Origin of the sequence: Anaeromyxobacter oryzisoli (genome assembly GCF_022690765.1) — a bacterium.
Classification (GTDB): Bacteria; Myxococcota; Myxococcia; order Myxococcales; family Anaeromyxobacteraceae; genus Anaeromyxobacter; species Anaeromyxobacter oryzisoli.
The window spans coordinates 1-22,915 of sequence record NZ_JALCZA010000035.1; the positions used below are offsets into that span (position 1 = coordinate 1).

Sequence of the window (22,915 nt, forward strand, 5' to 3'; positions counted from 1 at the left end):
CGGCGTCCGCGATGCCTGCCGGACCGGCGCCCGCGCCGGCAGCTTCCGCGGCGCCGTCCGAGCCGGCGCCGGCCGCCGCTGCCGCGCCGCCCGGCCCCGCTCCCGAGCGCTCGCCCGAGCGGCCACCGCCGCTTCCACCGCCGCCCCAGGGTGGCGAGGACTCCCGGTAAAGCGATGCGCGCGCTCCGTCACGCGATCCTCTGCCTCGCCGGCGCGCTGTCCGTCGCCGGCGCGGGCTGCCAGCGAGGGCCGAGGATCGACGTCGGAGCCGTCCGCGTCGCCCAGGGCGCGCTCGCGGAGCCGCTGCGGGAGGCCGGGCTGGACGAGGCGGCGCTGGAGCGTGCGGCGCGTGACGCGCTCGTCGCCGAGGGCTTCCGCAAGGGGGCGGACGTCCGCGCGGCGCACACGGCGCGGGTCGACGTGCTCGCCGTGCGCCTCTCGGCGCCGAGCGGCGATCGCCCGGCGGTCGAGGTGAGCGTCGAGATCCAGCTCGTGCCCCCCGAGGGAGCCGCGGGGCTCGACGCGCGCGAGACCGGGACGGGCAGCGCGCCGCTCGCCGGCTCGACCCCGGCGGAGGCCTGGTCGCGCGCCCTCGCAGGCGCCGCGCGCGGGGCCGCCGCAGGGCTCGCGCTCGCCCGGAAGGAGGCCGCCAAGCCGACCGGCGAGGTGATCGCCGATCTGTCCTCGCAGGACGCGCGGGTGAGGGGACACGCGGTGCGGGCGCTGGCCGAGCGGCGCGACGCGACCGCGCTGCCCGCCCTGGTGGCGCGGCTCGAGGACCCGGATCCGGAGATCGTGATGCGCGCGGTGGGGGCCCTGGCGCAGCTCCGCGATCGTCGCGCGGTCGGACCGCTCATCGACCTCTCGCGCAAGGGCGATCCCGCGCTCACCGCCCGGCTCGCGCGGGTCATCGGCGACATCGGCGGCCCGGAGGCGCGCGGGTACCTGCTCACGGTCGAGGCCGGGCACTTGGACCCGCGCGTGCAGCGCTCCGCGCGGGAGGCGCTCGAGGAGATGGACGCGCGGCAGCGCCAGGAGGCCGCCGGGCGGGTCGCAGCGGGACGGTGAGGCCCGGCCGCGCCCGCTCGCGCCCGGTTTTCCGCTAAGATGCGGCGGTGATGACGCCCCGCTCCGCGCTCCCGCTCCTCGCGCTCGCCGTCGCCTGCGCCCACGGGGGGCCGTCCGCGCCCGCCGCCGCCACGCCGAAGAGCTCGCCCGCAGACTACTTCCCGCTCGCCGTCGGTCGCTCGTGGACCTACGTGGACGAGTCCCCCGCGCTGCCGCCCGAGGGCCGGGGCACGACGCGGACCGTCCGCATCCTCGCGCGGACCCCCGACGGCTACTTCCGCGACAACGAGCGCGGCGAGCTGCGCGCCGACCGCGACTGCCTCCACGACCGGCTCCGCCGGCTCCTGTGCGCGCCGCTCGAGAAGGGGAGGTCGTGGTCGTCGGTGGTCGCGCTCGGCTCCACCGAGCGGTTCGAGATCGTCGGCGTGGGCGAGACGGTCGCGACGCCGGCCGGCACGTTCGAGGGGTGCGTCCGGGTGCGCGCCCACAACCGCGCGAGCGCGGAGACGGACCACGTGCTCGAGATCGCCTACGCGCCCGGGGTCGGGCCGGTGCGGCTCGAGACGTTCGCGCTGGTGAAGGGTGAGGTCACGCCGCTCGTCCGGGCGGTGCTCCAGTCCTACGAGGTCGGGGGTCGCAAGTGATGCGCGAGGTCGGGATCGGGATCGCCGGGTTCGGGGTCGTGGGCGGCGGGGTGCTCTCCATCCTCCGGCGGCACGCCGGAGAGCTCGAGGAGCGGCTCGGGGCGCGGATCGTCGTCCGCCGCATCGGCCTGCGCCACCCGGAGAAGGAGCGCCCGGTGGACGTGGACCCGGCGATCCTCACGACGCGGCTCATGGATCTCGTCGAGGATCCGGAGATCGCCGTGGTGGTCGAGCTGATCGGCGGAGTGAACCAGGCGTTCGAGTTGGTCAAGGCCGCGCTCGAGCGCGGCAAGCACGTCGTCACCGCGAACAAGGCGCTCCTCGCCGCGCGCGGCGAGGAGATCTTCCGGCTCGCGCGGCAGAAGGGCGTGGACGTCTACTACGAGGCCGCGGCGTGCGGCGGCGTCCCCATCATCCGGACGCTCCGGGAGGCGCTCGCCTCCGACCGGATCACCGCCCTGCACGGCATCGTGAACGGCACGACCAACTTCATCCTCTCCGCCATGGCCGAGCGCGGCGAGCCCATCGAGGTCGCGCTCGCGGAGGCGCAGCGGCTCGGGTACGCCGAGGCCGACCCGACGCTCGACGTCTCCGGCGGCGACGCCGCCCAGAAGCTCTGCATCCTCGCCCAGCTCGCCTTCGGCGCCCGGCTCCGGCCGCAGGACGTCCTCACCGAGGGGATCATGGGGCTCAAGCCGGAGGACTTCCGGTGGGGCAAGGAGTTCGGCTACGCGCTCAAGCTCCTCGCCATCGCCCGGCGCACCACCACGGACGGCGGACCGGACCGGATCGAGGCGCGCGTCCACCCCGCGTTCATCCCGGCGGGCTCGCTCCTCGCGGGCGTGCGCGGCGCGATGAACGCGGTGGTGCTCCACTCCGAGGCCCTCGGCCCGTCCATGCTCTACGGCCAGGGCGCCGGCGCCATGCCCACCGGCAGCGCCGTCGTCTCCGACATCATCGACCTCACCCGGAACATCCTCTCCGGGAGCCCCGGGCGCGTGCCGCTGCCGCCCGAGCACCCGCTCGTCGAGGTCCAGGGGCACGACGAGGTGCGCTGCGCGTACTACCTGAACTTCTCCGTGAAGGACGCCCCCGGCGTGCTCGCGCGGATCGCCTCGCGGCTCGCCGACCACCACATCTCGATCGCCGCGGTGCAGCAGCGCGAGCAGAACGACCAGGGCAAGCCGGTGCCGCTCGTCATCGTGACCCACGCGGCGCGCGAGAAGGATCTCCGGACCGCGATCGCGGACATCGACCACGACTCGACCATCCTCGCCCCCACGCGGCTCATCCGGATCGAGGTCGCGTAGCCCGGGCGGCGCGCGCGGGGAGGGATCCGTGGTCCGCACCGAGCTCCGGGTCATCTACGGCGACACCGATCAGATGGGGGTCGTCTACTACGCGAACTACCTCCGCTTCTTCGAGGCGGGGCGGAACGAGTTCATCCGCGCGAAGGGGCTCCGCTACCGCGACTTCGAGCAGGGGCACCGGCTGCTGCTCCCGGTGGTCGAGGCGGGGGTGAGCTACCGGAGCCCGGCCCGCTACGACGACTTGCTCGCGCTCGAGGTCTCCCTGGTCGAGGCGCGGCGCGCCTCGGCGCGGTTCGAGTACCGGCTCCTGAGGGAGGACACGCTCCTCGCCACGGGGTTCACCGTGCACGCCTGCGTCGATCTCGAGGGGCGGCTGCAGCGCATGCCCCGCGAGCTGCTCGAGCGGCTGACCGAGGGCGAGGCCGCACCCCAGAGGAAGCGCGCGGAGGGCGTGGACGCTCCGTGAGTCCAGGCGGTGGGCGCTCCCGGTGGTCGCGGTGGAGCGGGCGGCCGGGCGGGCGCGCCGGACGCCATCGCGTAGTTTCGGGTGAACGGCGCCCGGGGAGGGCGCGAGGAGCGGATGATGGCGGTGGTGTCGCAGGAGATCGTGGTCGGCGTGCCGATCGAGCGCTTCTACGAGGTCGTCGTGGACTACGCGCGCTACCCGGAGTTCGTGCCCGGCATCAAGGCGTGCCGCCCGGGTGCGGAGCGGGCCGGCGTCCGAGACGTCCAGTACGAGCTCGACCTCGGCATCAAGCGGATCCGTTACGTGCTCCGCCACCAGGAGAGCCGGCCGTCGCGCGTGAGCTGGTCGCTCGTCTCCGGCGAGCTGATGAAGGTCTCGAACGGCTCGTGGGAGCTGGCCCCGGAGGGCGCGGGCACGCGGGCGAGGTACTCGGTCGAGGTGCAGCTCTCGAAGCCGCCGCTCGTCCCCCAGGCGGTCCTCGACCGGGTGAGCGACGAGCTGACACGCGTGCAGCTTCCCCGCACCCTGCAGGCCTTCAAGCAACGCGCCGAGCGCGGCTGAGATCTCCCGCCGGCGGTGTGGGTGGGCCCGGGCAGCACGGTGGGCCCGGGCGTCACGATGGCCAGCAAGGTTTGCACGTCCGCGAGGAGCTGGACGGGGGCGTGCGCAGCCCCTGCCGGCGGCCCCCGGATGAGCTTCGCAGGACCCATGGCGGCTCGAAGGGGTCGTAATGAATGATGCAGGGCCGCGCGGCGTCGTTATGACTGAAGGGCGCACGCTTTCGTGGCTCTCCCGCGGCTGAGGGAAACCGGCGAGGGAACGGGGCTTGCAGCGCAAGGAGTGAATCGGAAGGGATCGGCGAGACGAGGCATGGAGAGAACGATGCTGGACGCCTACGTCATCGAGGAGATCAGGCGGCGGGAACGCCGGAAGGAGCGGGACGATCGTCCGGTCGCCGAGCTCCCGGTGCCGCGCGCCCCGTCGCGGCCGACGCGGCGGAACGAGGAGCCCTCCCAGGATCGCGACCGCGGGGTCGTCATCATCGATTATTCGAGCTAGCAGACGTCGCTCGCCAGCGGCGAAGCGGCGCGCGGAGCGCGGACCTGCGGGTTCGCGCTCGTTTCTTTTCGGGGCCTCCCCCGGGTGGAAATCGTTTGACGGCGCCGCGCGGCACCGGGCACATTCCCCGACCTCGGCGGACCTGCGGCGCACCAGGCGTCGCGCCGACCGGAGGAGGGTTCCAGTGACCGAGATCATCAACGTGACCGCGCGGGAGATCCTCGACTCCCGAGGTAATCCGACGGTCGAGGTCGAGGTGGCGGTAGGCACGGGCGACGTGGGCCGGGCGGCGGTGCCGTCGGGCGCGTCCACCGGCGAGCACGAGGCGCTCGAGCTCCGGGACGGCGACAAGAGCCGCTACCTGGGGAAGGGCGTCCGCAAGGCCGTCTCGAACGTGCTCGACGCGATCGGGCCGGCGGTGGTCGGGATGGACGCGTCGGATCAGGCGGCGCTCGACGCCCGCATGATCGAGCTGGACGGCACGCCGACCAAGTCGAAGCTGGGCGCGAACGCGATCCTCGGGGTCTCGCTCGCCGCGGCCAAGGCGGCCGCCAAGGCGCACGAGCTGCCGCTCTACCGCTACGTCGGCGGCGTCGGCGCCCGGACGCTCCCCGTGCCGCTCATGAACATCCTGAACGGCGGCGCCCACGCCGACTCGAACGTGGACATCCAGGAGTTCATGGTCGTCCCGCTCGGCGCCCCGACCTTCGCCGAGGCGCTCCGCTACGGCGCGGAGATCTTCCACGCGCTGAAGAAGGTGCTGAAGGGGAAGGGCGCCGCGACGGGCGTCGGCGACGAGGGCGGCTACGCCCCGAGCCTCTCCTCGAACGAGGAGGCGCTCGCCGTCATCATGGACGCGATCCGGGCCGCGGGCCTCGAGCCCGGCAAGCAGGTCGGCCTCGCGCTCGACTGCGCCTCGTCGGAGTTCTACGACAAGGCGAAGGCGAGGTACGTCCTCGCGGGCGAGGGGAAGACCTTCGACGGGAAGGGCCTCGTGGACTTCTACGAGGGGCTCGTGAAGAAGTACCCGATCGTCTCGATCGAGGACGGCTGCGACGAGGACGACTGGGCGACCTGGAAGCTCCTCACGGAGCGGCTGGGCGGGAAGGTCCAGCTCGTCGGCGACGACCTCTTCGTCACGAACGTGGCCCGGCTCTCGCGCGGCATCGAGGCCGGCGTCGCGAACTCGATCCTCGTGAAGGTGAACCAGATCGGCTCGCTCACCGAGACCCTCGAGGCGGTGCGGATGGCGCACCGCGCCGGCTACACGAGCGTGATGAGCCACCGCTCCGGCGAGACCGAGGACACCACCATCGCCGACCTCTCGGTGGCCTGCGACTGCGGGCAGATCAAGACCGGCTCCGCGTCGCGCACCGATCGGATCGCGAAGTACAACCAGCTCCTCCGCATCGAGGAGGAGCTCGGGAAGCAGGCCCGGTACGCCGGCCGGAGCGCCTTCGCGGCGCTGCGGTAGGTCGGCGGCCGGGCGGGCTCCCGCTCGGCCAGGAGGACGCGCCGGTCGTCGGCGCGTCCTCCGCCGGCGGGCCGGGCGATCTCCCCCGGCCGGAGCGGGCGTGGCGCGTTGACACGCCGCGGGTCGCCCGCTACGTTTCGCGTCCCTTACATCGCCGGACAAAGGCAGGTGTGCATGCGCGCGGAGTGGATCGCCAAGCGTCGGGACCGTTCGAACCAGAGCCAGATGCACTTCGCGCGGCAGGGCGTGATCACGGAGGAGATGGCCTTCGTCGCGGCCCGCGAGCGGCTCGAGCCGGAGCTCGTCCGGGCCGAGATCGCGCGCGGGCGGATGGTGATCCCGGCGAACGTGCGCCACCCGGAGCTCGAGCCGGCCGCGATCGGGGTCGCCGCCACCTGCAAGATCAACGCGAACATCGGCAACAGCGCGGTGGTCTCCAACATCGAGGATGAGCTCTCCAAGCTCCGCGTCTGCCTGAAGTACGGCGCCGACACCGTGATGGATCTCTCCACGGGCGGCGACATCCCGCAGATCCGGGAGGCGATCCTCCGGGCGAGCCCGCTCCCGGTGGGCACCGTGCCGATCTACGAGTGCCTCCAGCACGTGAAGGACGTGGAGGACCTCACGCCGTCCCAGCTCCTCGAGATCATCGAGGCCCAGGCGGCGCAGGGCGTGGACTACATGACGATCCACGCGGGGCTGCTCCGCGACTTCATCCCGCTCGCCGCGCACCGCGTCACCGGGATCGTCTCCCGCGGGGGCGCGCTCATGGCGCAGTGGATGCTCGCGAACAAGGCGGAGAACCCGCTCTACACGCACTTCGACGCGATCTGCGAGATCTTCGCGAAGTACGACGTGACGTTCTCCCTCGGCGACGGCCTCCGCCCCGGCTGCCTCGCCGACGCCTCCGACGCCGCGCAGTTCGCCGAGCTGAAGGTCCTCGGCGAGCTCACGCGCAAGGCCTGGCAGCACGACGTCCAGGTCATGGTGGAGGGGCCGGGCCACGTGCCGCTCGACCAGATCCCGATGAACATGGAGAAGGAGCGGGAGCTCTGCGACGAGGCCCCGTTCTACGTGCTCGGGCCCCTCGTGACCGACGTCGCGCCCGGCTACGACCACATCACCAGCGCGATCGGCGCGGCGGTCGCCGCCCAGCACGGCGCGGCGATGCTCTGCTACGTCACGCCCGCCGAGCACCTCGGCCTCCCCGACGTGGACGACGTCCGCGAGGGGATCGTCGCGTACAAGATCGCCGCCCACGCCGCCGACGTGGCCCGCCACCGGCCGGGCGCGCGCGACCGCGACGACGCGCTCTCCCGCGCCCGCTACGCGTTCGACTGGAAGAAGCAGTTCGAGCTCTCGCTGGACCCCGAGACCGCGCGCGCGAAGCACGACGAGACCCTCCCGCACGAGGCGTTCAAGTCCGCGGAGTTCTGCTCGATGTGCGGCCCGAAGTTCTGCTCGATGAAGATCCACGGGCACCTCGCGGCGGCCGCGGCGGCGGACTGCCCCGATCGTGAGCAGGCCGAGGCCCTCCGCGCCGGGGGTTCCTCGCAGACCGCCTCGTAGCCGCCCCACGGCGGTCCGGCCGGCCCCCTCGGCGGCGCCCCGCTCGGCCGGGCGCCGTGCAGGCCGTCGCCCCACGCGGGATCGCGAGCGCGCGCGGCGTCCAGCTAAGGATCCCGCGCGATGGCGCGGCGGGTGACGGTCTACGAGGTCGGACCGCGGGACGGCCTGCAGAACGAGGCGAAGGTCGTCGCGACGGGCGACAAGCTCGCGCTCCTGGCCGCCCTCGCGCGCGCCGGGCTCCCCCGCATCGAGGCGACGAGCTTCGTGTCGCCCCGCTGGATCCCGCAGCTCGCCGACGCCGCCGACGTGGTCGCGGCGCTCCCGGCCGTCCCCGGCGTCACGTACGGCGCGCTCGTCCCGAACGCGAAGGGGCTCGAGCGGCTCGAGGACGCTCTGCGGAGGGCGGGGCCGGGCCATCCGCCCGTGACGGCGGCGGTGTTCCTCTCCGCCTCGGAGACGCACAACCGGAAGAACCTCGACCGGACCATCGCGCAGACGCTGGCCGAGCTCGAGGCGCTGGTCCCCGCCCTGCGCGGTCACGGGCTCGAGGTCCGGGGCTACGTGTCCACGGTGTGGGGCTGCCCCTACGAGGGGGCGGTGGACCCGGCCCGCGCGGCCGGGATCGTCGATCGCCTCCTCGCGCTCGGCTGCGAGCAGGTGTCGCTCGGCGACACGATCGGGGTCGGCAACCCGGATCAGACACGCCGGATCCTCGACCTCCTCCTCCGGCGGGCGCGCCCGGAGCAGCTCGCGCTCCACATGCACGACACGCGCGGCGCGGCCCTCGCGAACGTGCTCGCCGGCCTCGAGGCGGGGATCCGCACGTTCGACGCGGCGATCGGCGGGCTCGGCGGGTGCCCGTACGCGCCGGGGGCGTCCGGAAACCTCGCCACGGAGGACCTCGTCTACATGCTGGACGGGATGGGGTTCGAGACGGGGGTCCGCTGGAAGGAGCTCGTCGCCGCGGGGGCGCTCGCGGAGCGGCTCGTCGGGCGCCGCCTGCCGGGCAAGGCGCTCCAGGCGGAGCTCGCGCGGGCGGGAGGGTGACGGGATGGAGTTCCGGATCGAGCGGCGGGGCGAGGCGGAGGTCTGGACGATCGACGGCGAGGACCGCCGGAACGCCATCTCGATGGCGATGCTGCGCGAGCTCGGCGATCACCTCGCCCGCGCCGCGGCCGACCGTGCGCTGCGCGTCGTGGTCCTGACCGGCGCCGGGGACAAGGCGTTCTGCGCGGGGGCGGATCTCAAGGAGCGGGCGCGCATGAGCCCGGACGACGTCCAGACCTTTCACGACGGCCTCCGCCGCGCCCTGCGCGCCATCGAGGAGGCGCCCCAGCCCTTCGTCGCCGCCCTGAACGGCGCCGCCCTCGGCGGGGGGCTCGAGCTCGCCCTCGCCTGCGACCTGCGGATCGCGTCGGACGCGGCGCAGCTCGGCCTGCCGGAGGTGTCGCTCGGGATCATCCCCGGCGGCGGCGGGACGCAGCGCCTCGCGCGCCTGATCGGCGTCGCCCGCGCCAAGGACCTCGTGCTCACCGCGCGGCGGTGCGGGGCGGCGGAGGCCCTCGCGATGGGGCTCGTGAGCCGGCTCTCGCCGCCGCAGCGGCTCCTGGCGGACGCGCTCGACCTCGCGGCGCGCCTCTCCCGGAACGCGCCGGTGTCGCTGCGCCAGGCGAAGCGCGCCATCGACGGCGGCTTCCACCTGCCGCTCGAGGAGGCGCTCGACCTCGAGCACCGGCTGTACCAGGACTGCATGAGGACGAAGGATCGCGTGGAGGCGCTCCGCGCGTTCGCCGAGAAGCGGGCGCCGGTCTTCACCGGCGAGTGAGCCGGCCCCGCGGGGGAGGCCGACATGGACGCGGACGGAACGCCCGATCCTGCCGCCGAGCAGCCCGAGGAGAGCGCGGACCAGCGGATCGCGCGCGAGCTGGCGCGGATCGAGCGGGGCGGCGCCCCGCGGTACCACCAGAAGAACGCCGAGCAGGGGAAGCTCTTCGCCCGCGAGCGGCTCCGCCTCCTCCTCGACCCGGGCTCGTTCGTGGAGGACGGCGCGCTCGCGAACGCGCTCGACCCGGAGCTGCCCGCGGACGCCGTGATCACCGGCCTCGGCACCGTGGACGGCCGCGCCGTGTGCGTCATGGCGAACGACTCCACGGTCAAGGCGGGGAGCTGGGGCGCCCGCACCGTCGAGAAGATCCTCCGGATCCAGGAGGTCGCCGCCGACCGGAAGCTCCCGCTGCTCTACCTGGTGGACTCGGCCGGGGCGCGGATCACCGATCAGGTCGAGATGTTCCCGGGGCGGCGGGGGGCGGGGCGCATCTTCCACAACGAGGTGCACCTCTCCGGCCTCGTCCCGCAGATCTGCCTGCTGTTCGGCCCGTCGGCGGCGGGCGGGGCGTACATCCCGGCGTTCTGCGATGTGGTCGTCATGGTCGAGGGGAACGCCTCGATGTACCTCGGCTCGCCGCGGATGGCGGAGATGGTCATCGGCGAGAAGGTGAGCCTCGAGGAGCTGGGCGGCGCCCGGATGCACTGCACGGTCTCGGGGTGCGGCGACTTCCTCGTGCGCTCCGAGGAGGAGGCCCTCGCGCTCGCGCGCCGCTGGCTCTCGTACCTGCCGCAGAACCACGCTCGGCTGCCCCCGGCGGCGCCGGCCCGCTGGCCGCGCGCCGGCGCCCGGCCGATCGAGGAGATCGTCCCGCCGGATCAGAACAAGCCGTTCGACATGGCGGAGCTGGTCGAGGCGATCGTGGACGAGGGGTCCTTCCTCGAGGTGAAGCGGCTCTGGGCGGGCGAGCTGCTCACCGGGCTCGCGCGGATCGACGGCCGGGTGGTGGGGATCCTCGCGAACCAGCCGCGGGTGAAGGGCGGGGTGCTCTTCGTGGACTCCGCCGACAAGGCGGCGCGCTTCATCTGGCTCTGCGACGCGTTCAACGTGCCGCTCCTCTACCTCGCCGACGTGCCGGGGTTCATGATCGGGACGAAGGTCGAGCGGGCCGGCATCATCCGCGCCGGCGCGAAGATGATCAGCGCCGTCTCCGAGGCGACGGTCCCCCGCATCTGCGTGGTGGTCCGCAAGGCGTACGGCGCCGGCCTCTACGCGATGGACGGCCCGGGGTTCGGCCCGTCCGCGACGCTCGCGCTCCCGCAGGCGATGATCGCGGTGATGGGGCCGGAGGCGGCGGTGAACGCCGTCTACTTCAACAAGGTCCAGGAGCGGCCGGAGGGGGAGCGGGCCGCGTACGTCGCCGCGCTCCGCGAGGAGTACCGGCGGGACATCGACCTCGTGAAGCTCGCGAGCGAGCTCGCGGTGGACGCGGTCGTCCCGGGCGCGCGGCTGCGTGACGAGCTCGCGCGCCGGTTCCGGTTCTACGCCGAGAACCACGAGCCGCCGCGCCGGCGGAAGCGCGGCGTGCCCCCCGTGTGACGGCCCGCCCCCTCGCGCGCTCGACGCGCGGCGGGGGACGCCGGAGGAGGAGCCCATGGACTTCGAGCTGCCCGAGGAGCTGGTCGCGATCCAGCGCACGGTCCGGACGTTCTGCGAGGCGGAGGTGAAGCCGCACGCGCGGGCGTGGGACGAGGCGGAGGCCTTCCCGCGGGAGCTGGTCGCGCGGCTCGGCGGGCTCGGGATCATGGGGATCGCGGTCCCCGAGGAGTACGGCGGCGCCGGGCTCGGCGCCCTCGCCGTGGCGACCGTGGTGGAGGAGGTCGCGCGGTTCGACGGCTCGCTCGCGCTCACGGTGGCGAGCCACAACGGGCTCGGCACGAGCCACATCGTGCACTTCGGCACCGAGGAGCAGCGCCGGCGGTACCTCCCGGCGCTCGCCCGCGGGGAGAAGCTCGCGGCCTGGGCGCTCACGGAGCCCGGGAGCGGGTCGGACGCCGCGGCGCTGCGGACCACCGCGGTCCGGCGGGGCGACCGGTGGGTGCTGACCGGGACCAAGACGTTCATCACGCAAGGGACCGTCGCCGGCACGTACGTCGTCCTCGCGAGCACCGATCCGTCGCGCCGGCAGCACGGGATCACGGCCTTCGTCCTCGAGCCGGGGATGCGCGGCTTCACGCAGCGCGCCATCCACGGGAAGCTCGGGATGCGCAGCTCCGACACGGCCGAGCTGCACCTCGACGAGGTGGAGGTGCCGGACGCGCAGCGGCTCGGGGCGGTGGGGGAGGGGTTCACGGACACCCTCCGCATCCTCGACCGGGGTCGGATCACCATCGGGGCGCTGGCGGTCGGCCTCGCCCGCGGGGCGCTCGAGGAGGCGCTGGCCTACGCGAAGGAGCGCCGGGCGTTCGGGAGGCCGATCGCCGAGTTCCAGGCGATCCGGTTCATGCTCGCGGACATGGCCACGGAGCTCGCCGCGGCGCGGCTGCTGGTGCAGCGGGCCGCGCTGCGGTGCGAGGCGGGCCTGCCCTTCGCCGAGCAGGCCTCGATGGCGAAGCTCTTCGCCAGCGAGGCCGCGATGCGCGCGACCTCGAAGGCGATCCAGATCCACGGCGGCTACGGCTACCTCCGGGACTTCCCCGTGGAGCGGTACCTCCGCGACGCGAAGCTCTGCGAGATCGGGGAGGGGACGAGCGAGGTGCAGCGGATGGTCATCAGCCGCGAGATTCTGCGCTGATCGCCCCTCGTTCGCGGTGTCCTGATGGAGGTGGCCCCACGGGTCGTCGCCGCGCGGGAACAGCATGACCGCGAGCCGCTCCCCGCGTCTGCTCGTCCACGATGGGCCGGCACGGGATTGTGGCGGCCAACCTGGCCGGCCAAGGCTCTGCCTACTTGGCCTCGGGCCGTCGCTCAGCGGCCAGCCCCGGCGGATCGTCCGCTTGCAGGGCGTCCACGATCGCCTGGGCCCGGCGGATCACCGCAGCGAAGGACGGGCGCGTGGGGAGCACAGCTCCGACGCAGCGGCGATAGCGGGCAAAGGCTGCCTCGCGCATACGTGGGTCCCACTTCGCCTTGCAGGCCGCGACCTGTTCGAGACCCGGGCTCAGGTCCGTGCCCACCACGTAGACCCGGCCGCCCCGTTCAACGTGCACCACCAGGGTCTTGGGAGGCCAGGGGCCGATGTCCTGTGCCACCAGGCCGACGGACGCTCGGGCCAACAGGGTTGACGGTCCGTGCCGTACCGGGACCGCAGTGAAGGTGGTGTAGGCCGCGTCGACGATCACGGTCCTGCTGACCAGGATCTCGTCCACGGTCTGGTCGTCAATGGGCTGGGTGGTGACCGCTGTGCGCGCGAACAAGGCCGGGGTCGTGACGAAGAGATTGCTCCCGCGCCACTTGAATGACAGGCCGTCCGCCATCTCCTGTGAGCCGACGCCCCAGAATCCTTCGTAAGCGGGCTCGCCCGGACCTTCGATCCCGGCGAGCCGCACCGGACCCACGATCGTCCGAAGCTGGGCAGCCAGTTCGGCGCGTGCCCGGTCCCCCTCGTCGGGGCTCTCCGTGTCAGCGTCCGCGAAGCGGGCGTTGGCCGCGGCGCGGGCATCGAGGTACCGCCGTTCGGACGCGGAGAGCGCGGGCGCGGGCGCGGCCGCGACGTGGAGGGCGAAGAGGACGAGGGCGAGCGACATCAGACGAGACTATACGTCACATCCCGCACCAGACGTGTCCGGTCGCGATGCGCGGCTTGGCGTTCAGGGGCCCTGGAGCGGATGACGCGGAAGCCCCTCACCGCGAGGGGCGCGCGGAGGCGCAGGGAAGCGCTTGGGAGGCGGCGGTCGGCGCGAACGCGGCGGGGCTTGCCTGGAGGATCGCGTCGATCGCCGCGGCGTCCCCGGGCGCGTTCCGCTCCCGCAGCCGCGCGACGATCGTGCGGATCTCCTCTGGACGGCGGTGCTGGAGGAGCTTCTCCTTCCCGTCCACGGAGTCGAAGGTCACCTCGAGGACGAGCACTCCCGCGACCGCCGTGCGGTACATGGGCGTGGTCGGGTCGATGGGGCGGTAGCTCCCCTCCGGTTGCCACCGCCGCACGAGCGCCTCGAGCGCGGCCGCCTTGCGCGCCGGCTCCTCGACGGCGCGAACCGTCCCGTGGATCTGGACGCTGCGATAGAGCGTCGTGGCGGGGCAGGCGCGCTCGGGATCCGTGAAGTAGCTCGGGAGGTGCGCGATCACCTCCTCGGCCGAGACGACCGCCGCGCGGCCCACGCACCGCGTCTTCTCCCCCGTGGGCGAGCCGTGGAACGCGATCCCGTCGTCGAGCACGGCAACGTCGAGCGCCCGGAGGACGGGCGAGCCGTCGGGGGTGGTCGAGGCGAGGTGGACGAGCGGCGCGCGGCGCAGGAGCGCCAGCGCGCGGTCCCGCGGCATCCGGAAGATCTCCCTGCGCATGCCCCGAGGTTGCCGCCGAACTGGCCTACCGAAAAGGTCCAGTTCCGTTAAGCTGGATGGACCAGTGCGCCGCTTCGAGACCACCCTCGCGCTCGACCGGGGCGACCCCACCCCGGTGTTCCTCCAGATCGCTCGCGCCATCGCGGGCCGGATCCGCGCCGGCGCGCTGCCGGCGGGAGCGCCGCTCCCGTCGTCGCGCGCGCTCGCCGCGACGCTCCGGGTCCACCGGAACACGGTCCTGGCCGCGTACGCGGAGCTCGTCGCCGAGGGCTGGATCCGTACGCTCGCCGCGCGCGGGACATTCGTCACGGAGACGATCCCGGCGCGGCCACCCCGCCGGTTCGCGCCGGCGCCAGCCGGCCCGGCGCGCGCAGCGGGCTTCCCGCTTCCCCCCGCACCGGCGCCGCTCGCGGCGGACGAGATCGCTTCGAGCGCGAAGTACATGCTCCTCGGAGGGACACCCGATCCGAGGCTCGTCCCGTCCGCCGCGCTCTCTCGTGCTTACCGTCGCGCGCTGCGCCGGCGCGATGGCCTCTCGTACGGCGACCCGCGCGGTCACCCACGCCTCCGCGCCGCGCTCGCGGCGATGCTCGCGTCGACACGGGGGATCGTGTCGGGGGCGGACGGGCTCGTGGTGACGCCCGGCTCGCAGGGCGCGCTCTCGCTCATCGCCCGCGCGCTGCTCCGGCCGGGCGACACCGTCGCGGTCGAGGCGCTCGGGTACCACATGGCGTGGGAGACGTTCCGGCTCGCGGGCCTGCGCTTGGTCGCCGTGCCGATCGACGCGGAGGGGCTCGACGTGGCGGCGCTCGCGGAGCGCGTGCGCGCGGAGAAGGTCCGCGCGGTCTACGTCACCCCGCACCATCAGTACCCGACCACCGTGACGCTCGCGCCGGGCCGTCGGCTCGCGCTGCTCGACCTCGCGCGCCGCGAAGGCCTCCTCGTCGTCGAGGACGATTACGACGCCGAGTTCCACTACGACGGCCGACCGGTACTACCGCTGGCGAGCGCGGACGCCGGGGGCTTGGTCGTCTACGTGGGCACGCTCTCGAAGGTGCTCGCGCCGGGGCTCCGGGTCGGATGGCTTGCGGCGACACCCGACGCGCTCGATCGGATCGCGACGCACCGCGCCTATCTCGATCGCCAGGGCGATCTCTCGGTGGAGGCCGCGGTCGCGGAGCTCCTCGAGGAGGGCGAGCTCCAGCGGCACGTCTGGCGGACGCGGCGGATCCTCGCTGGGCGGCGCGCCGCGCTCGCGGACCGCCTCCGCGCCACGTTCGGCGACCGGCTGCGGTTCCGGATGCCACCCGGCGGGATGGCTCTCTGGTGCGAGGTGGACCGCGGCGTCGATCCGGAGGCGTGGGCCGCCGCGGCCCTCGCGCGCGGCGTCGCGATCCAGCCCGGCCGCGTCTTCGCGGCGGACGGCCGCCCGCGCCCGAACGTGCGCCTCGGGTTCGGCCGCCACGACGAGCAGGAGCTCGCCGAGGCGGTGCGGCGGCTCGAGTCCGCGTTCGGAGCGGCCTGCCGGAAGGGCTAGGCGGCGCCCCGCTGGGCGCGGAACACTTGCGGATCGCGACGACCGTGGGGCGGGCTTGACAAGCGTCCGATCCGAGGGCGCGCTGGTCACGGTCCTCGCCTGGCGACCCCGCGCTCTGCCCGTGCCCGGCGTGCGTCACCCGAGCGACGAGGCGGAAGGGCAGGCAACCGGTGGGCCTCCGATGGAGCGAGGTGCAGCGGATGGTCATCAGCCGCGAGATTCTGAGGTAGTCTCTCGCGCGAACAGGAGGGCGCGGGCGCGGCGGCCTCGAGGCCGGCGCGCGCGGGGGGCAGTGCTCGGTGGCCCCCGGGGCGAGCTCCCCCGGAACGAAATGTCCGAAGGCGAACACACCATCATCGGCAAGATCCCCCGGGAGCGGCTGAACCAGATCGCCTCCCGCAAGCTCTCCGCGCTCGGCGTGCCGGTCCGCCTCGCCGCGGATCGCGAGACGCTCGAGGGCGAGCTCGCCTTCTCCGGGCGGGTCGTCCACCCCGCCACCGGCCAGCCGATCCCGCGGGCGCGGTTCGTCGTCGCCGGGCACGACAAGCTCCGGTTCCTCGACCTGCCGCTGGCCGTCCTCGGCGAGGTGAGCTTCTACGAGCACGAGCGGAGCGCCTCCCTGGAGCAGGCCGTCGCGCAGGCGTGCGGGCGCCACGCCGCGGCGCTGCAGGACGTCGCCGCGCGGATGCGGGCGCTCCGGCTCGAGGCGGCGTTCGATCCCGAGCGGCTCGCCGTGCGGGCGGTGGTGAAGACCGCCGCTCACGCGTTCGAGATCCTCGGCGGCGTGGACGCGGTGCGTGTCTCGCGCGTCGCGCCGGTGCAGGGCCAGCCGTTCGAGGTCGCCGCGACGTTCCCGCCGCTCGCGCTCGCCGAGTACGCGACGCCGGCCGAGCTCGAGCGCTACCTCGCGAGCGCGGTGGGGCGGATGCAGGCGGCGCCCGCCGCGCCGCGGTCCGCCGCCGGCAGCGCGAGCGTGGTCGCGACGCCGCCGCCGCGGAACGCCCTCACGCTCGCCGCCCTCGCCCGCGTGTTCGGGGAGGAGGCGATCCTCGCGCCGAACGCGATGGTCGAGCTGGTCCAGGAGTTCGTCTACGGCAACACCCGGCTCCGCTTCGTCGCGACGCGCGAGATGGGGACGCGGTTCAAGGGGCGGCTCATCGGCCCGAACGGCGACGTCTGGGCGGACCGCTTCGATCTCGAGAGCTTCCCCGGGACGAGCCACGTCGTCGCCCGCGCCCTCGGCGCCCCCGAGGTGGAGCCCCCGCCGGACGTCGGCCCGGCGGTGGAGGTGGGCGGCGGCGCCGCGAGCGTGCCGAGCCACCTCATGCCGCACCCGGGCGAGATCTGGGTGATGAGCGTCGTGGTCGAGGAGGCGGGGCCGACCGAGGTCCGCTACGTCGGCACCGACATCGACGGGAAGCCCTACGGCGCGGCGCGGGTCCTGAAGCGCTCGGACTTCGAGGCGGTGTTCACCAACGACCGGGGCGGGTGGCGCCTCCTCGTCCAGATCGACCAGGTGCAGGAGGGCAACGTGATCTACCGGCAGCTCGATCGCCAGCGGCAGCCCATGGGCGGCCCGCGCAAGATGTCGACGGCGATCCTCGTGGCGAACTTCGTGCCCGAGGGGGCGGCGTACTGATGGCCGCCGGAGATCTCGCGGCCCGGATCCTCGCCGGCGACGTCCGCGCGGCGGCGCGCCTGATGCGCGACCTCGACGATCGGCTGCCCGCGGCGGAGGCGGCGCTCCGCAGCCTCCTCCCGCGGACCGGCCACGCGTACGTCGTGGGGCTCACCGGCGCGCCGGGGGCGGGGAAGTCGTCCCTCACCGATCGCCTCATCGCCCACTACCGCCGCGCCGGCAAGACCGTGGGGGTCGTCGCGGTGGACCCGACGAGCCCGTTCACCGGCGGCGCGATCCTGGGCGACCGGATCCGGATGCAGGACCACGCCCTCGACGAGGGCGTGTTCATCCGGTCCCTCGGGACCCGCGGCCACCTCGGCGGCCTGTCGCGCTCCACCGCGGAGCTGGTCCAGGTGATGGACGCCATGGGCAAGGACGTCGTCCTCGTCGAGACCGTCGGCGTGGGCCAGGACGAGATCGAGGTCGCCTCCCTCGCCCACACCGTCGTGGTCGTCTCGGTGCCCGGGCTCGGCGACGACGTGCAGGCCATCAAGGCGGGCGTCCTCGAGATCGCCGACGTGTTCGCGGTGAACAAGGCCGACCGCGACGGTGCCGACCGGGCCGTGCGCGACCTGCAGGTCATGCTCGAGCTGCGCCGGACGGTGCTGGGCCGCCCCGTCGATCACGATCACGACGCGGCGCACCGGCTCCACGGCACCCCCGCCGCCGCGGCGCTCCCGGAGGGCGAGTGGGAGCCGCCCATCGTGAGGACCGTCGCGGTGAAGGACCAGGGCGTCGAGGAGCTGGCCCGGGCGGTCGAGGCCCACCGCGCCTTCCTCGAGCGCTCCGGCGGCCTGCGCGCCCGCGAGGTGGCGCGGGCGCGCGCCGGCTTCGTGACGGTGCTGCGCGAGCGGCTGCTCGCCGGGGCGCTGGCCCGCCTCGAGGCCGAGATGGGCCACCTCGACGCCGTCGCGGCGCGGATCGCCGCGCGGGAGGCGGATCCGTACCAGCTCGCGGAGGAGCTCGCCGCGCGGCTCGCGGGTCCGGCGGAGGGGACGCCGTGAGCGACGCGGCCCAGCCCCCCGACGCCGCGGATCCCGTCGCCGCGCTCGAGCGCCGCCTCGGCCTCGCGCTGCCCGACCGGGTGCTCGCGCTGAGGGCGCTCACGCACAAGTCGTACGTCAACGAGCACCGCGACGAGGAGGGGCTCCGCGACAACGAGCGGCTCGAGTTCCTCGGCGACGCGGTCGTGGACCTCGCGGTGTCGCACCGCCTCATGGCGCGCTTCCCCGCCGCGCGCGAGGGCGAGCTCTCGAAGATGCGCGCCGCGGTGGTGGACGAGCAGGGCCTCTCGGACATGGCGCGCGCCATCGAGCTCGGGGAGCTGCTCCGCCTCGGTCGCGGGGAGGAGCTCACCGGCGGCCGGAACAAGTCGTCGCTCCTCGCCGACGCCATGGAGGCGGTGATCGCGGCGGTGTTCCTGCAGTCGGGGCTGGCCCCGGTGCTGCAGTTCGTGGACCGCTTCCTCCAGGACGCCTTCGCCCGGGCCGCGGCCGGCACGCTCGACCGGGACTACAAGACCCAGCTCCAGGAGCTCGCCCAGAGCCGGCTCCGGGCGACGCCGCGCTACCGCGTCGTCGCGGAGCACGGCCCGGACCACTCGAAGACGTTCGAGATCTCGATCGACCTCCGCGGCGAGGTGCTCGGGCAGGGCACCGGACGATCGAAGAAGGATGCGGAGCAGGCCGCCGCGAAGATCGCCCTCGACGCCCTCGCGGCGCGGTTCGCCGAGCCGGCTCCCGCGGAGCCGGACGGGCCGCCGGCGCCGCCGGCCGAGGCGCCCCAGGCGCCGGATGCCGGCGAGCCCACACCCGCCGACAGCCCTCGCGCGGGGGAGCGCGCCGGGGCCGCGAAGGCCCGCAAGGGGTCGCGAGCCAAGCGCTGACGGCGTGGCCGGTCGCACCACGCCGGCGCTTTCCATTTGCCGCGTCGGGGGGTCGCGACTAGCATCCCGCCGCATGACGAGATCGACTCTCTCCGCGATCGCGCTCGGCCTGTGCGCGATCGCCTCGGCCGCGAGCGCCCAGGCGCCCGGGCAGGCGGCGAAGGGCGCGAAGCCCGCCGCGCGCGCGCCCGCCCCCCGGGAGCTCTACGCGGTCTTCGAGACCTCCCGCGGCAAGATCGGCGTGAAGCTCCTCCCCGGCGAGGCGCCGCGGACGGTCGCGAACTTCGTGGACCTCGCGACGGGCAAGAAGGCCTACGCCGACCCGATCACGCAGGCCGAGAAGCGCGGGCCGTACTTCGACGGGACGCTGTTCCACCGCGTCATCCCCGGCTTCATGATCCAGGGTGGCGACCCGGCGACGCGGGAGGCGCCGCTCGGCGCCTCGTCGGCGAAGGGCGTGCCGTTCGGCGTGTCCGGCCCCGGGTACAAGTTCGAGGACGAGCTCCCGGCGCCCGGGACGATCCTCTTCGACAAGCCGTGCGTGCTCGCGATGGCGAACTCCGGCCCCGACACGAACGGCTCGCAGTTCTTCATCACGGAGGGCTCCGGGGCGAGCGTGCCGCAGCTCGAGCCGCGGGCCTGCGGCTCCCGGTCCGGCGTGTGCGGGTACACGCGGTTCGGCCGCGGCGTGTGCGGGTGCGAGCTCGTCGGGCTGATCGCCCGCGCGGGCAACTCCCAGACCCGGCTCGTGAAGGTGACGATCCAGAGCCAGCCGCCGACCTGCAGGTAGGGAAGGCGATCCCCGGGCGGCGCGCGCGCGCCGCCCTCGAGCGGCCCGCAGGGGCCGGCGGAGGAAGCGATGGCGGAGCAGGTCTACGCGACGTTCAAGACGTCCCTCGGCGACATCGTGGTGAAGCTGCTGCCGGAGAAGGCGCCGAAGACGGTGGCCAACTTCGTGGAGCTCGCGGAGGGCACGCGGGAGTGGACCGACCCGCGAACCCGGCAAAAGGTGAAGACGCCGCTCTACGACGGCACGGCGTTCCACCGCGTCATCCCGGACTTCATGATCCAGGGCGGCGACCCGCTCGGGAACGGGACCGGCGGTCCCGGCTACCGGTTCGAGGACGAGCTCGGCCCGGACAACCGGTTCGACCGGCCCTTCCTCCTCGCGATGGCGAACGCCGGGCCGAACACCAACGGCTCGCAGTTCTTCATCACGGAGGTGCCGACGCCGCACCTCGACCGCCACCACACCATCTTCGGCGAGGTCGTGAAGGGCGGCGAGCTGGTCGCCAAGATCGCCCGGACCGGCAACTCGAAGGTGAAGCTCGACAAGGTCGTCATCACCCGCGGCGCGCAGCCGGCCTGAGCGGCCGGACGCCTGCCGTCCACACTCCCAGACGCCCGGACCCGGAGACCCCCTCCGCGTCCGGGCGCGATCACCTCATGACCAAGAACAGGAAGTCCCCGTTCCACGCCGGCTTCGTCGCCATCGTGGGGCGCCCCAACGTCGGCAAGTCCACGCTGCTCAACCGGATCCTCGGCGAGCACGTGGCCATCGTCTCGCCGCGCCCCCAGACGACCCGCACCCGGATCCTCGGCGTCCACAACGTCGCGGGGGCGCAGCTCGCCTTCTTCGACACCCCCGGGCTGCACCGCGCGAAGGGGGTGCTCAACCGCCGGATGGTGGAGACCGCGCTCCAGACGCTCTCCGAGGTGGACGCGGTCCTCATGCTGGTCGAGGCGGGGACCGGGCCGGACGGGCGGGTCGAGATCGGCGAGGCGACGCGCTGGGCGATCGAGGAGGTGCGGCGGTCCGGCAAGCCCGCGATCCTCGGCGTCTCCAAGATGGATCGCGCGCCGCGGCCGACGCTGCTGCCGGTGATCGCCGCGTACAAGGACCTGCACGCGTGGACGGAGATCGTCCCGTTCTCGGGCCTGACGGGCGAGAACGTGGACCGGCTCGTCGAGGCGATCGCGGCGCACCTGCCCGAGTCCGACGCGCCGCTCTTCCCGCCGGACGTCCTCACCGACCAGGCCGAGCGCCAGCTCGCCGCCGAGTACGTCCGCGAGCAGGTGATGCTCCTGACGCGCCAGGAGATCCCGTACGCCGCGGCGGTCACGGTCGAGGAGTTCGACGAGTCCGAGCGCCGCGAGGGCGGCGGGCTCGTCCGGATCTCCGCCGTGATCTCCGTCGAGCGCGAGTCCCAGAAGGCCATCGTGATCGGGAAGGGCGGGGCGATGCTGAAGGCGATCGGCACCGGCGCCCGCAAGCAGCTCGAGCGGCTGCTCGGCTGCAAGGTGTTCCTCTCCCTCGTCGTGAAGGTGGACGAGCGCTGGAGCGAGAGCGACGCGACGATCAGGAGGCTGGGGCTATGAACCGCCACGGAGCTCACGCCGCCCGGGGGCGCCCCGAGCCCGGCCAGGGGCAGCGATGACGAGACCGCTGATCGCGCTCGTGGGCCGACCCAACGTCGGCAAGTCCACGCTCTTCAACCGGATCGTCGGCCGGCGCGCCGCGATCGTCCAGGACGTCCCCGGCGTCACCCGCGACCGGAACTACGCCGACTTCGTGTGGGACGGGCGCTCCCTCTCGGTGGTGGACACCGGCGGGTTCGAGCCGGAGTCGCGCGACCGGCTCATGGCGCAGGTCCGGCAGCAGGCGCAGCTCGCGGTGGAGGAGGCGAGCGCGGTGGTGCTCGTGGTGGACGGCCGCGAGGGGCTCACCGAGATCGACCGCTCCGTGGCGGACCTGCTCCGGCGCTCGGGGAAGCCGCTCTTCGTGGCCGTGAACAAGGTGGACACCGCGGCGACGGAGGGCGCCATCCCGCTCGCCGACTTCTACGAGCTCGGCTTCGGGGAGGTGCAGGCGGTGTCCGCGGAGCACGGCCGCGGCGTGGGCGAGCTCGTGGACACGGTCGTCGCGGCGCTCGCGCTGCCGGCGCCGCCGCCCCCGCCGGAGGACCGGGAGGAGCCGCAGGAGGTCCAGGAGGCGGACCAGCCGCGCGGGGACGTCCGGATCGCCATCGTGGGCCGCCCCAACGTCGGCAAGAGCACGCTCGTGAACGCGCTGCTCGGCGCGGAGCGCTTCGTGGTCTCCGACGTGCCGGGCACGACCCGCGACGCCATCGACTCGATCGTCGAGCACCGCGGCCAGCGGTTCGTCGTGACCGACACCGCGGGGATCCGGCGCAAGCGCTCCATCGCCCTCGAGGTCGAGGCGTACTCGGTCGTGCGCGCGATGCGGGCCATCGACGACGCGGAGGTGGTCGCGTGCGTGCTGGACGCGACCGAGGCGGGCGTCGAGCAGGACGCACGCCTGCTCGGCCTCGTCGTGGAGAAGGGCAAGGCCCTCGTCGTCGTCGTGAACAAGTGGGACGTCGCCGAGCGAGAGGGCGCGACCCAGGACTGGTACCGCCAGGAGCTCACGAAGCGGCTCCCGTTCGTCGCCTTCGCGCCGATGGTGTTCGTCTCCGCCAAGGAGCGGCGCGGCGTGGCCCGGGTCCTCGACCAGGCGGCCCGGCTGGTCGAGCAGTACCGCGCGCGCTTCCCGACGCCGCAGCTCAACGAGCTCCTCGAGGCGCTCCAGGACGAGCACCCCGCGCCGATCGTCCACGGCCGCAGGGTGAAGCTCTACTACGTCGCCCAGGTCGCCTACGCCCCGCCGACCTTCGTCATCCAGTCGAGCCACCCCGAGGACATGGCCGACCAGTACCGGCGGTACGTGGAGAACCGGTTCCGGGACGCGTTCGGCCTCGAGGTCCCGATGCGGCTGGTGTTCCGGGAGCGCAAGCGCCGGAGCCGAGCCCCCAGGTGACCTGCGGGCGAGGCCTCCGCGGGCCGGCTTTCGCTTGACGACCCCCGGTTGCCCGCCTAGATTGGCGCGGTTTTCCT

Annotated in this window: 22 protein-coding genes; 20 read left to right on the plus strand and 2 right to left on the minus strand. The window is 73.9% G+C overall.

Annotated features, from left to right (window positions below; genetic code table 11):
* Positions 1–174: 174 nt before the first annotated feature.
* The 12 genes from MNZ27_RS12475 to MNZ27_RS12530 all read left to right on the plus strand — a co-directional run bounded on the left by MNZ27_RS12475 (position 175) and on the right by MNZ27_RS12530 (position 12,209).
* Positions 175–1,068, plus strand: coding sequence for a HEAT repeat domain-containing protein (locus MNZ27_RS12475; RefSeq protein WP_242394404.1), 894 nt, complete (start codon positions 175–177; stop codon positions 1,066–1,068).
* A gap of 50 nt (positions 1,069–1,118) precedes the next feature.
* Positions 1,119–1,712, plus strand: a complete 594-nt coding sequence (locus MNZ27_RS12480) for a hypothetical protein (RefSeq protein ID WP_242394405.1) — start codon at positions 1,119–1,121, stop codon at positions 1,710–1,712.
* Entirely contained in the window at positions 1,712–3,022 is a 1,311-nt protein-coding gene (locus tag MNZ27_RS12485) for a homoserine dehydrogenase (RefSeq protein WP_242394406.1), read from the plus strand. Before MNZ27_RS12480 ends, MNZ27_RS12485 begins: the two co-directional genes overlap by 1 nt.
* A gap of 28 nt (positions 3,023–3,050) precedes the next feature.
* Positions 3,051–3,488, plus strand: a complete 438-nt coding sequence (locus MNZ27_RS12490) for an acyl-CoA thioesterase (protein ID WP_242394407.1) — start codon at positions 3,051–3,053, stop codon at positions 3,486–3,488.
* A gap of 81 nt (positions 3,489–3,569) precedes the next feature.
* A complete protein-coding gene (locus MNZ27_RS12495) occupies positions 3,570–4,049 on the plus strand; it encodes a type II toxin-antitoxin system RatA family toxin (RefSeq protein WP_242394408.1) in 480 nt (159 codons plus the stop codon).
* Positions 4,050–4,358: 309 nt separating this feature from the next.
* Positions 4,359–4,547, plus strand: a complete 189-nt coding sequence (locus tag MNZ27_RS12500) for a hypothetical protein (RefSeq protein WP_242394409.1) — start codon at positions 4,359–4,361, stop codon at positions 4,545–4,547.
* A 184-nt stretch (positions 4,548–4,731) separates the two neighbouring features.
* Positions 4,732–6,021 carry a phosphopyruvate hydratase gene (gene eno, locus MNZ27_RS12505; protein WP_242394410.1) on the plus strand — a complete coding sequence of 430 codons (1,290 nt, stop codon included), beginning with the start codon at positions 4,732–4,734 and terminating at the stop codon, positions 6,019–6,021.
* Positions 6,022–6,195: 174 nt separating this feature from the next.
* Positions 6,196–7,590 (plus strand): phosphomethylpyrimidine synthase ThiC, encoded by a 1,395-nt coding sequence (gene thiC, locus MNZ27_RS12510; protein ID WP_242394411.1) that lies wholly within the window; start codon positions 6,196–6,198, stop codon positions 7,588–7,590.
* 120 nt (positions 7,591–7,710) lie between these two features.
* Positions 7,711–8,637 carry a hydroxymethylglutaryl-CoA lyase gene (locus MNZ27_RS12515; protein WP_242394412.1) on the plus strand — a complete coding sequence of 309 codons (927 nt, stop codon included), beginning with the start codon at positions 7,711–7,713 and terminating at the stop codon, positions 8,635–8,637.
* Positions 8,638–8,641: 4 nt separating this feature from the next.
* Positions 8,642–9,415: an enoyl-CoA hydratase-related protein gene (locus MNZ27_RS12520; RefSeq protein ID WP_242394413.1), complete on the plus strand. Its 774-nt coding sequence runs from the start codon at positions 8,642–8,644 to the stop codon at positions 9,413–9,415.
* Between the two features lie 24 nt (positions 9,416–9,439).
* Complete coding sequence (locus tag MNZ27_RS12525; protein ID WP_242394414.1) at positions 9,440–11,014, plus strand: acyl-CoA carboxylase subunit beta; 1,575 nt, start codon at positions 9,440–9,442, stop codon at positions 11,012–11,014.
* A 55-nt stretch (positions 11,015–11,069) separates the two neighbouring features.
* Positions 11,070–12,209, plus strand: a complete 1,140-nt coding sequence (locus MNZ27_RS12530) for an acyl-CoA dehydrogenase family protein (protein ID WP_242394415.1) — start codon at positions 11,070–11,072, stop codon at positions 12,207–12,209.
* Between the two features lie 151 nt (positions 12,210–12,360).
* On the opposite strand, the gene MNZ27_RS12535 is transcribed toward MNZ27_RS12530, so the two are convergent.
* Together MNZ27_RS12535 and MNZ27_RS12540 are read right to left on the minus strand one after the other, a co-directional pair.
* Positions 12,361–13,161, minus strand: coding sequence for a hypothetical protein (locus MNZ27_RS12535; RefSeq protein WP_242394416.1), 801 nt, complete (start codon positions 13,159–13,161; stop codon positions 12,361–12,363).
* 97 nt (positions 13,162–13,258) lie between these two features.
* Positions 13,259–13,897 carry a pyridoxamine 5'-phosphate oxidase family protein gene (locus tag MNZ27_RS12540; protein WP_242394417.1) on the minus strand — a complete coding sequence of 213 codons (639 nt, stop codon included), beginning with the start codon at positions 13,895–13,897 and terminating at the stop codon, positions 13,259–13,261.
* A gap of 85 nt (positions 13,898–13,982) precedes the next feature.
* Between MNZ27_RS12540 and pdxR the strand changes: the two genes are divergently transcribed.
* The 8 genes from pdxR to der all read left to right on the plus strand — a co-directional run bounded on the left by pdxR (position 13,983) and on the right by der (position 22,838).
* Positions 13,983–15,455: a MocR-like pyridoxine biosynthesis transcription factor PdxR gene (gene pdxR, locus MNZ27_RS12545; protein WP_308197956.1), complete on the plus strand. Its 1,473-nt coding sequence runs from the start codon at positions 13,983–13,985 to the stop codon at positions 15,453–15,455.
* A 331-nt stretch (positions 15,456–15,786) separates the two neighbouring features.
* Positions 15,787–17,094 carry a hypothetical protein gene (locus MNZ27_RS12550; protein WP_242394418.1) on the plus strand — a complete coding sequence of 436 codons (1,308 nt, stop codon included), beginning with the start codon at positions 15,787–15,789 and terminating at the stop codon, positions 17,092–17,094.
* Positions 17,094–18,140 (plus strand): methylmalonyl Co-A mutase-associated GTPase MeaB, encoded by a 1,047-nt coding sequence (meaB, locus tag MNZ27_RS12555; protein WP_242394419.1) that lies wholly within the window; start codon positions 17,094–17,096, stop codon positions 18,138–18,140. The genes MNZ27_RS12550 and meaB overlap by 1 nt, the downstream gene beginning before the upstream one ends.
* The gene (rnc, locus tag MNZ27_RS12560; RefSeq protein ID WP_242394420.1) at positions 18,137–19,021 is read left to right on the plus strand and encodes a ribonuclease III; all 885 of its coding nucleotides are present in this window, start codon (positions 18,137–18,139) and stop codon (positions 19,019–19,021) included. The genes meaB and rnc overlap by 4 nt, the downstream gene beginning before the upstream one ends.
* Positions 19,022–19,094: 73 nt before the next feature.
* A complete protein-coding gene (locus tag MNZ27_RS12565; protein ID WP_242394421.1) occupies positions 19,095–19,811 on the plus strand; it encodes a peptidylprolyl isomerase in 717 nt (238 codons plus the stop codon).
* Positions 19,812–19,880: 69 nt separating this feature from the next.
* Positions 19,881–20,390, plus strand: a complete 510-nt coding sequence (locus tag MNZ27_RS12570) for a peptidylprolyl isomerase (RefSeq protein ID WP_242394422.1) — start codon at positions 19,881–19,883, stop codon at positions 20,388–20,390.
* Between the two features lie 77 nt (positions 20,391–20,467).
* Positions 20,468–21,400: a GTPase Era gene (gene era / locus MNZ27_RS12575; protein WP_242394423.1), complete on the plus strand. Its 933-nt coding sequence runs from the start codon at positions 20,468–20,470 to the stop codon at positions 21,398–21,400.
* 55 nt (positions 21,401–21,455) lie between these two features.
* On the plus strand, positions 21,456–22,838 hold the full coding sequence (gene der / locus MNZ27_RS12580; RefSeq protein WP_242394424.1) for a ribosome biogenesis GTPase Der: 1,383 nt from the start codon (positions 21,456–21,458) through the stop codon (positions 22,836–22,838).
* The last annotated feature ends 77 nt before the right edge of the window (positions 22,839–22,915 follow it).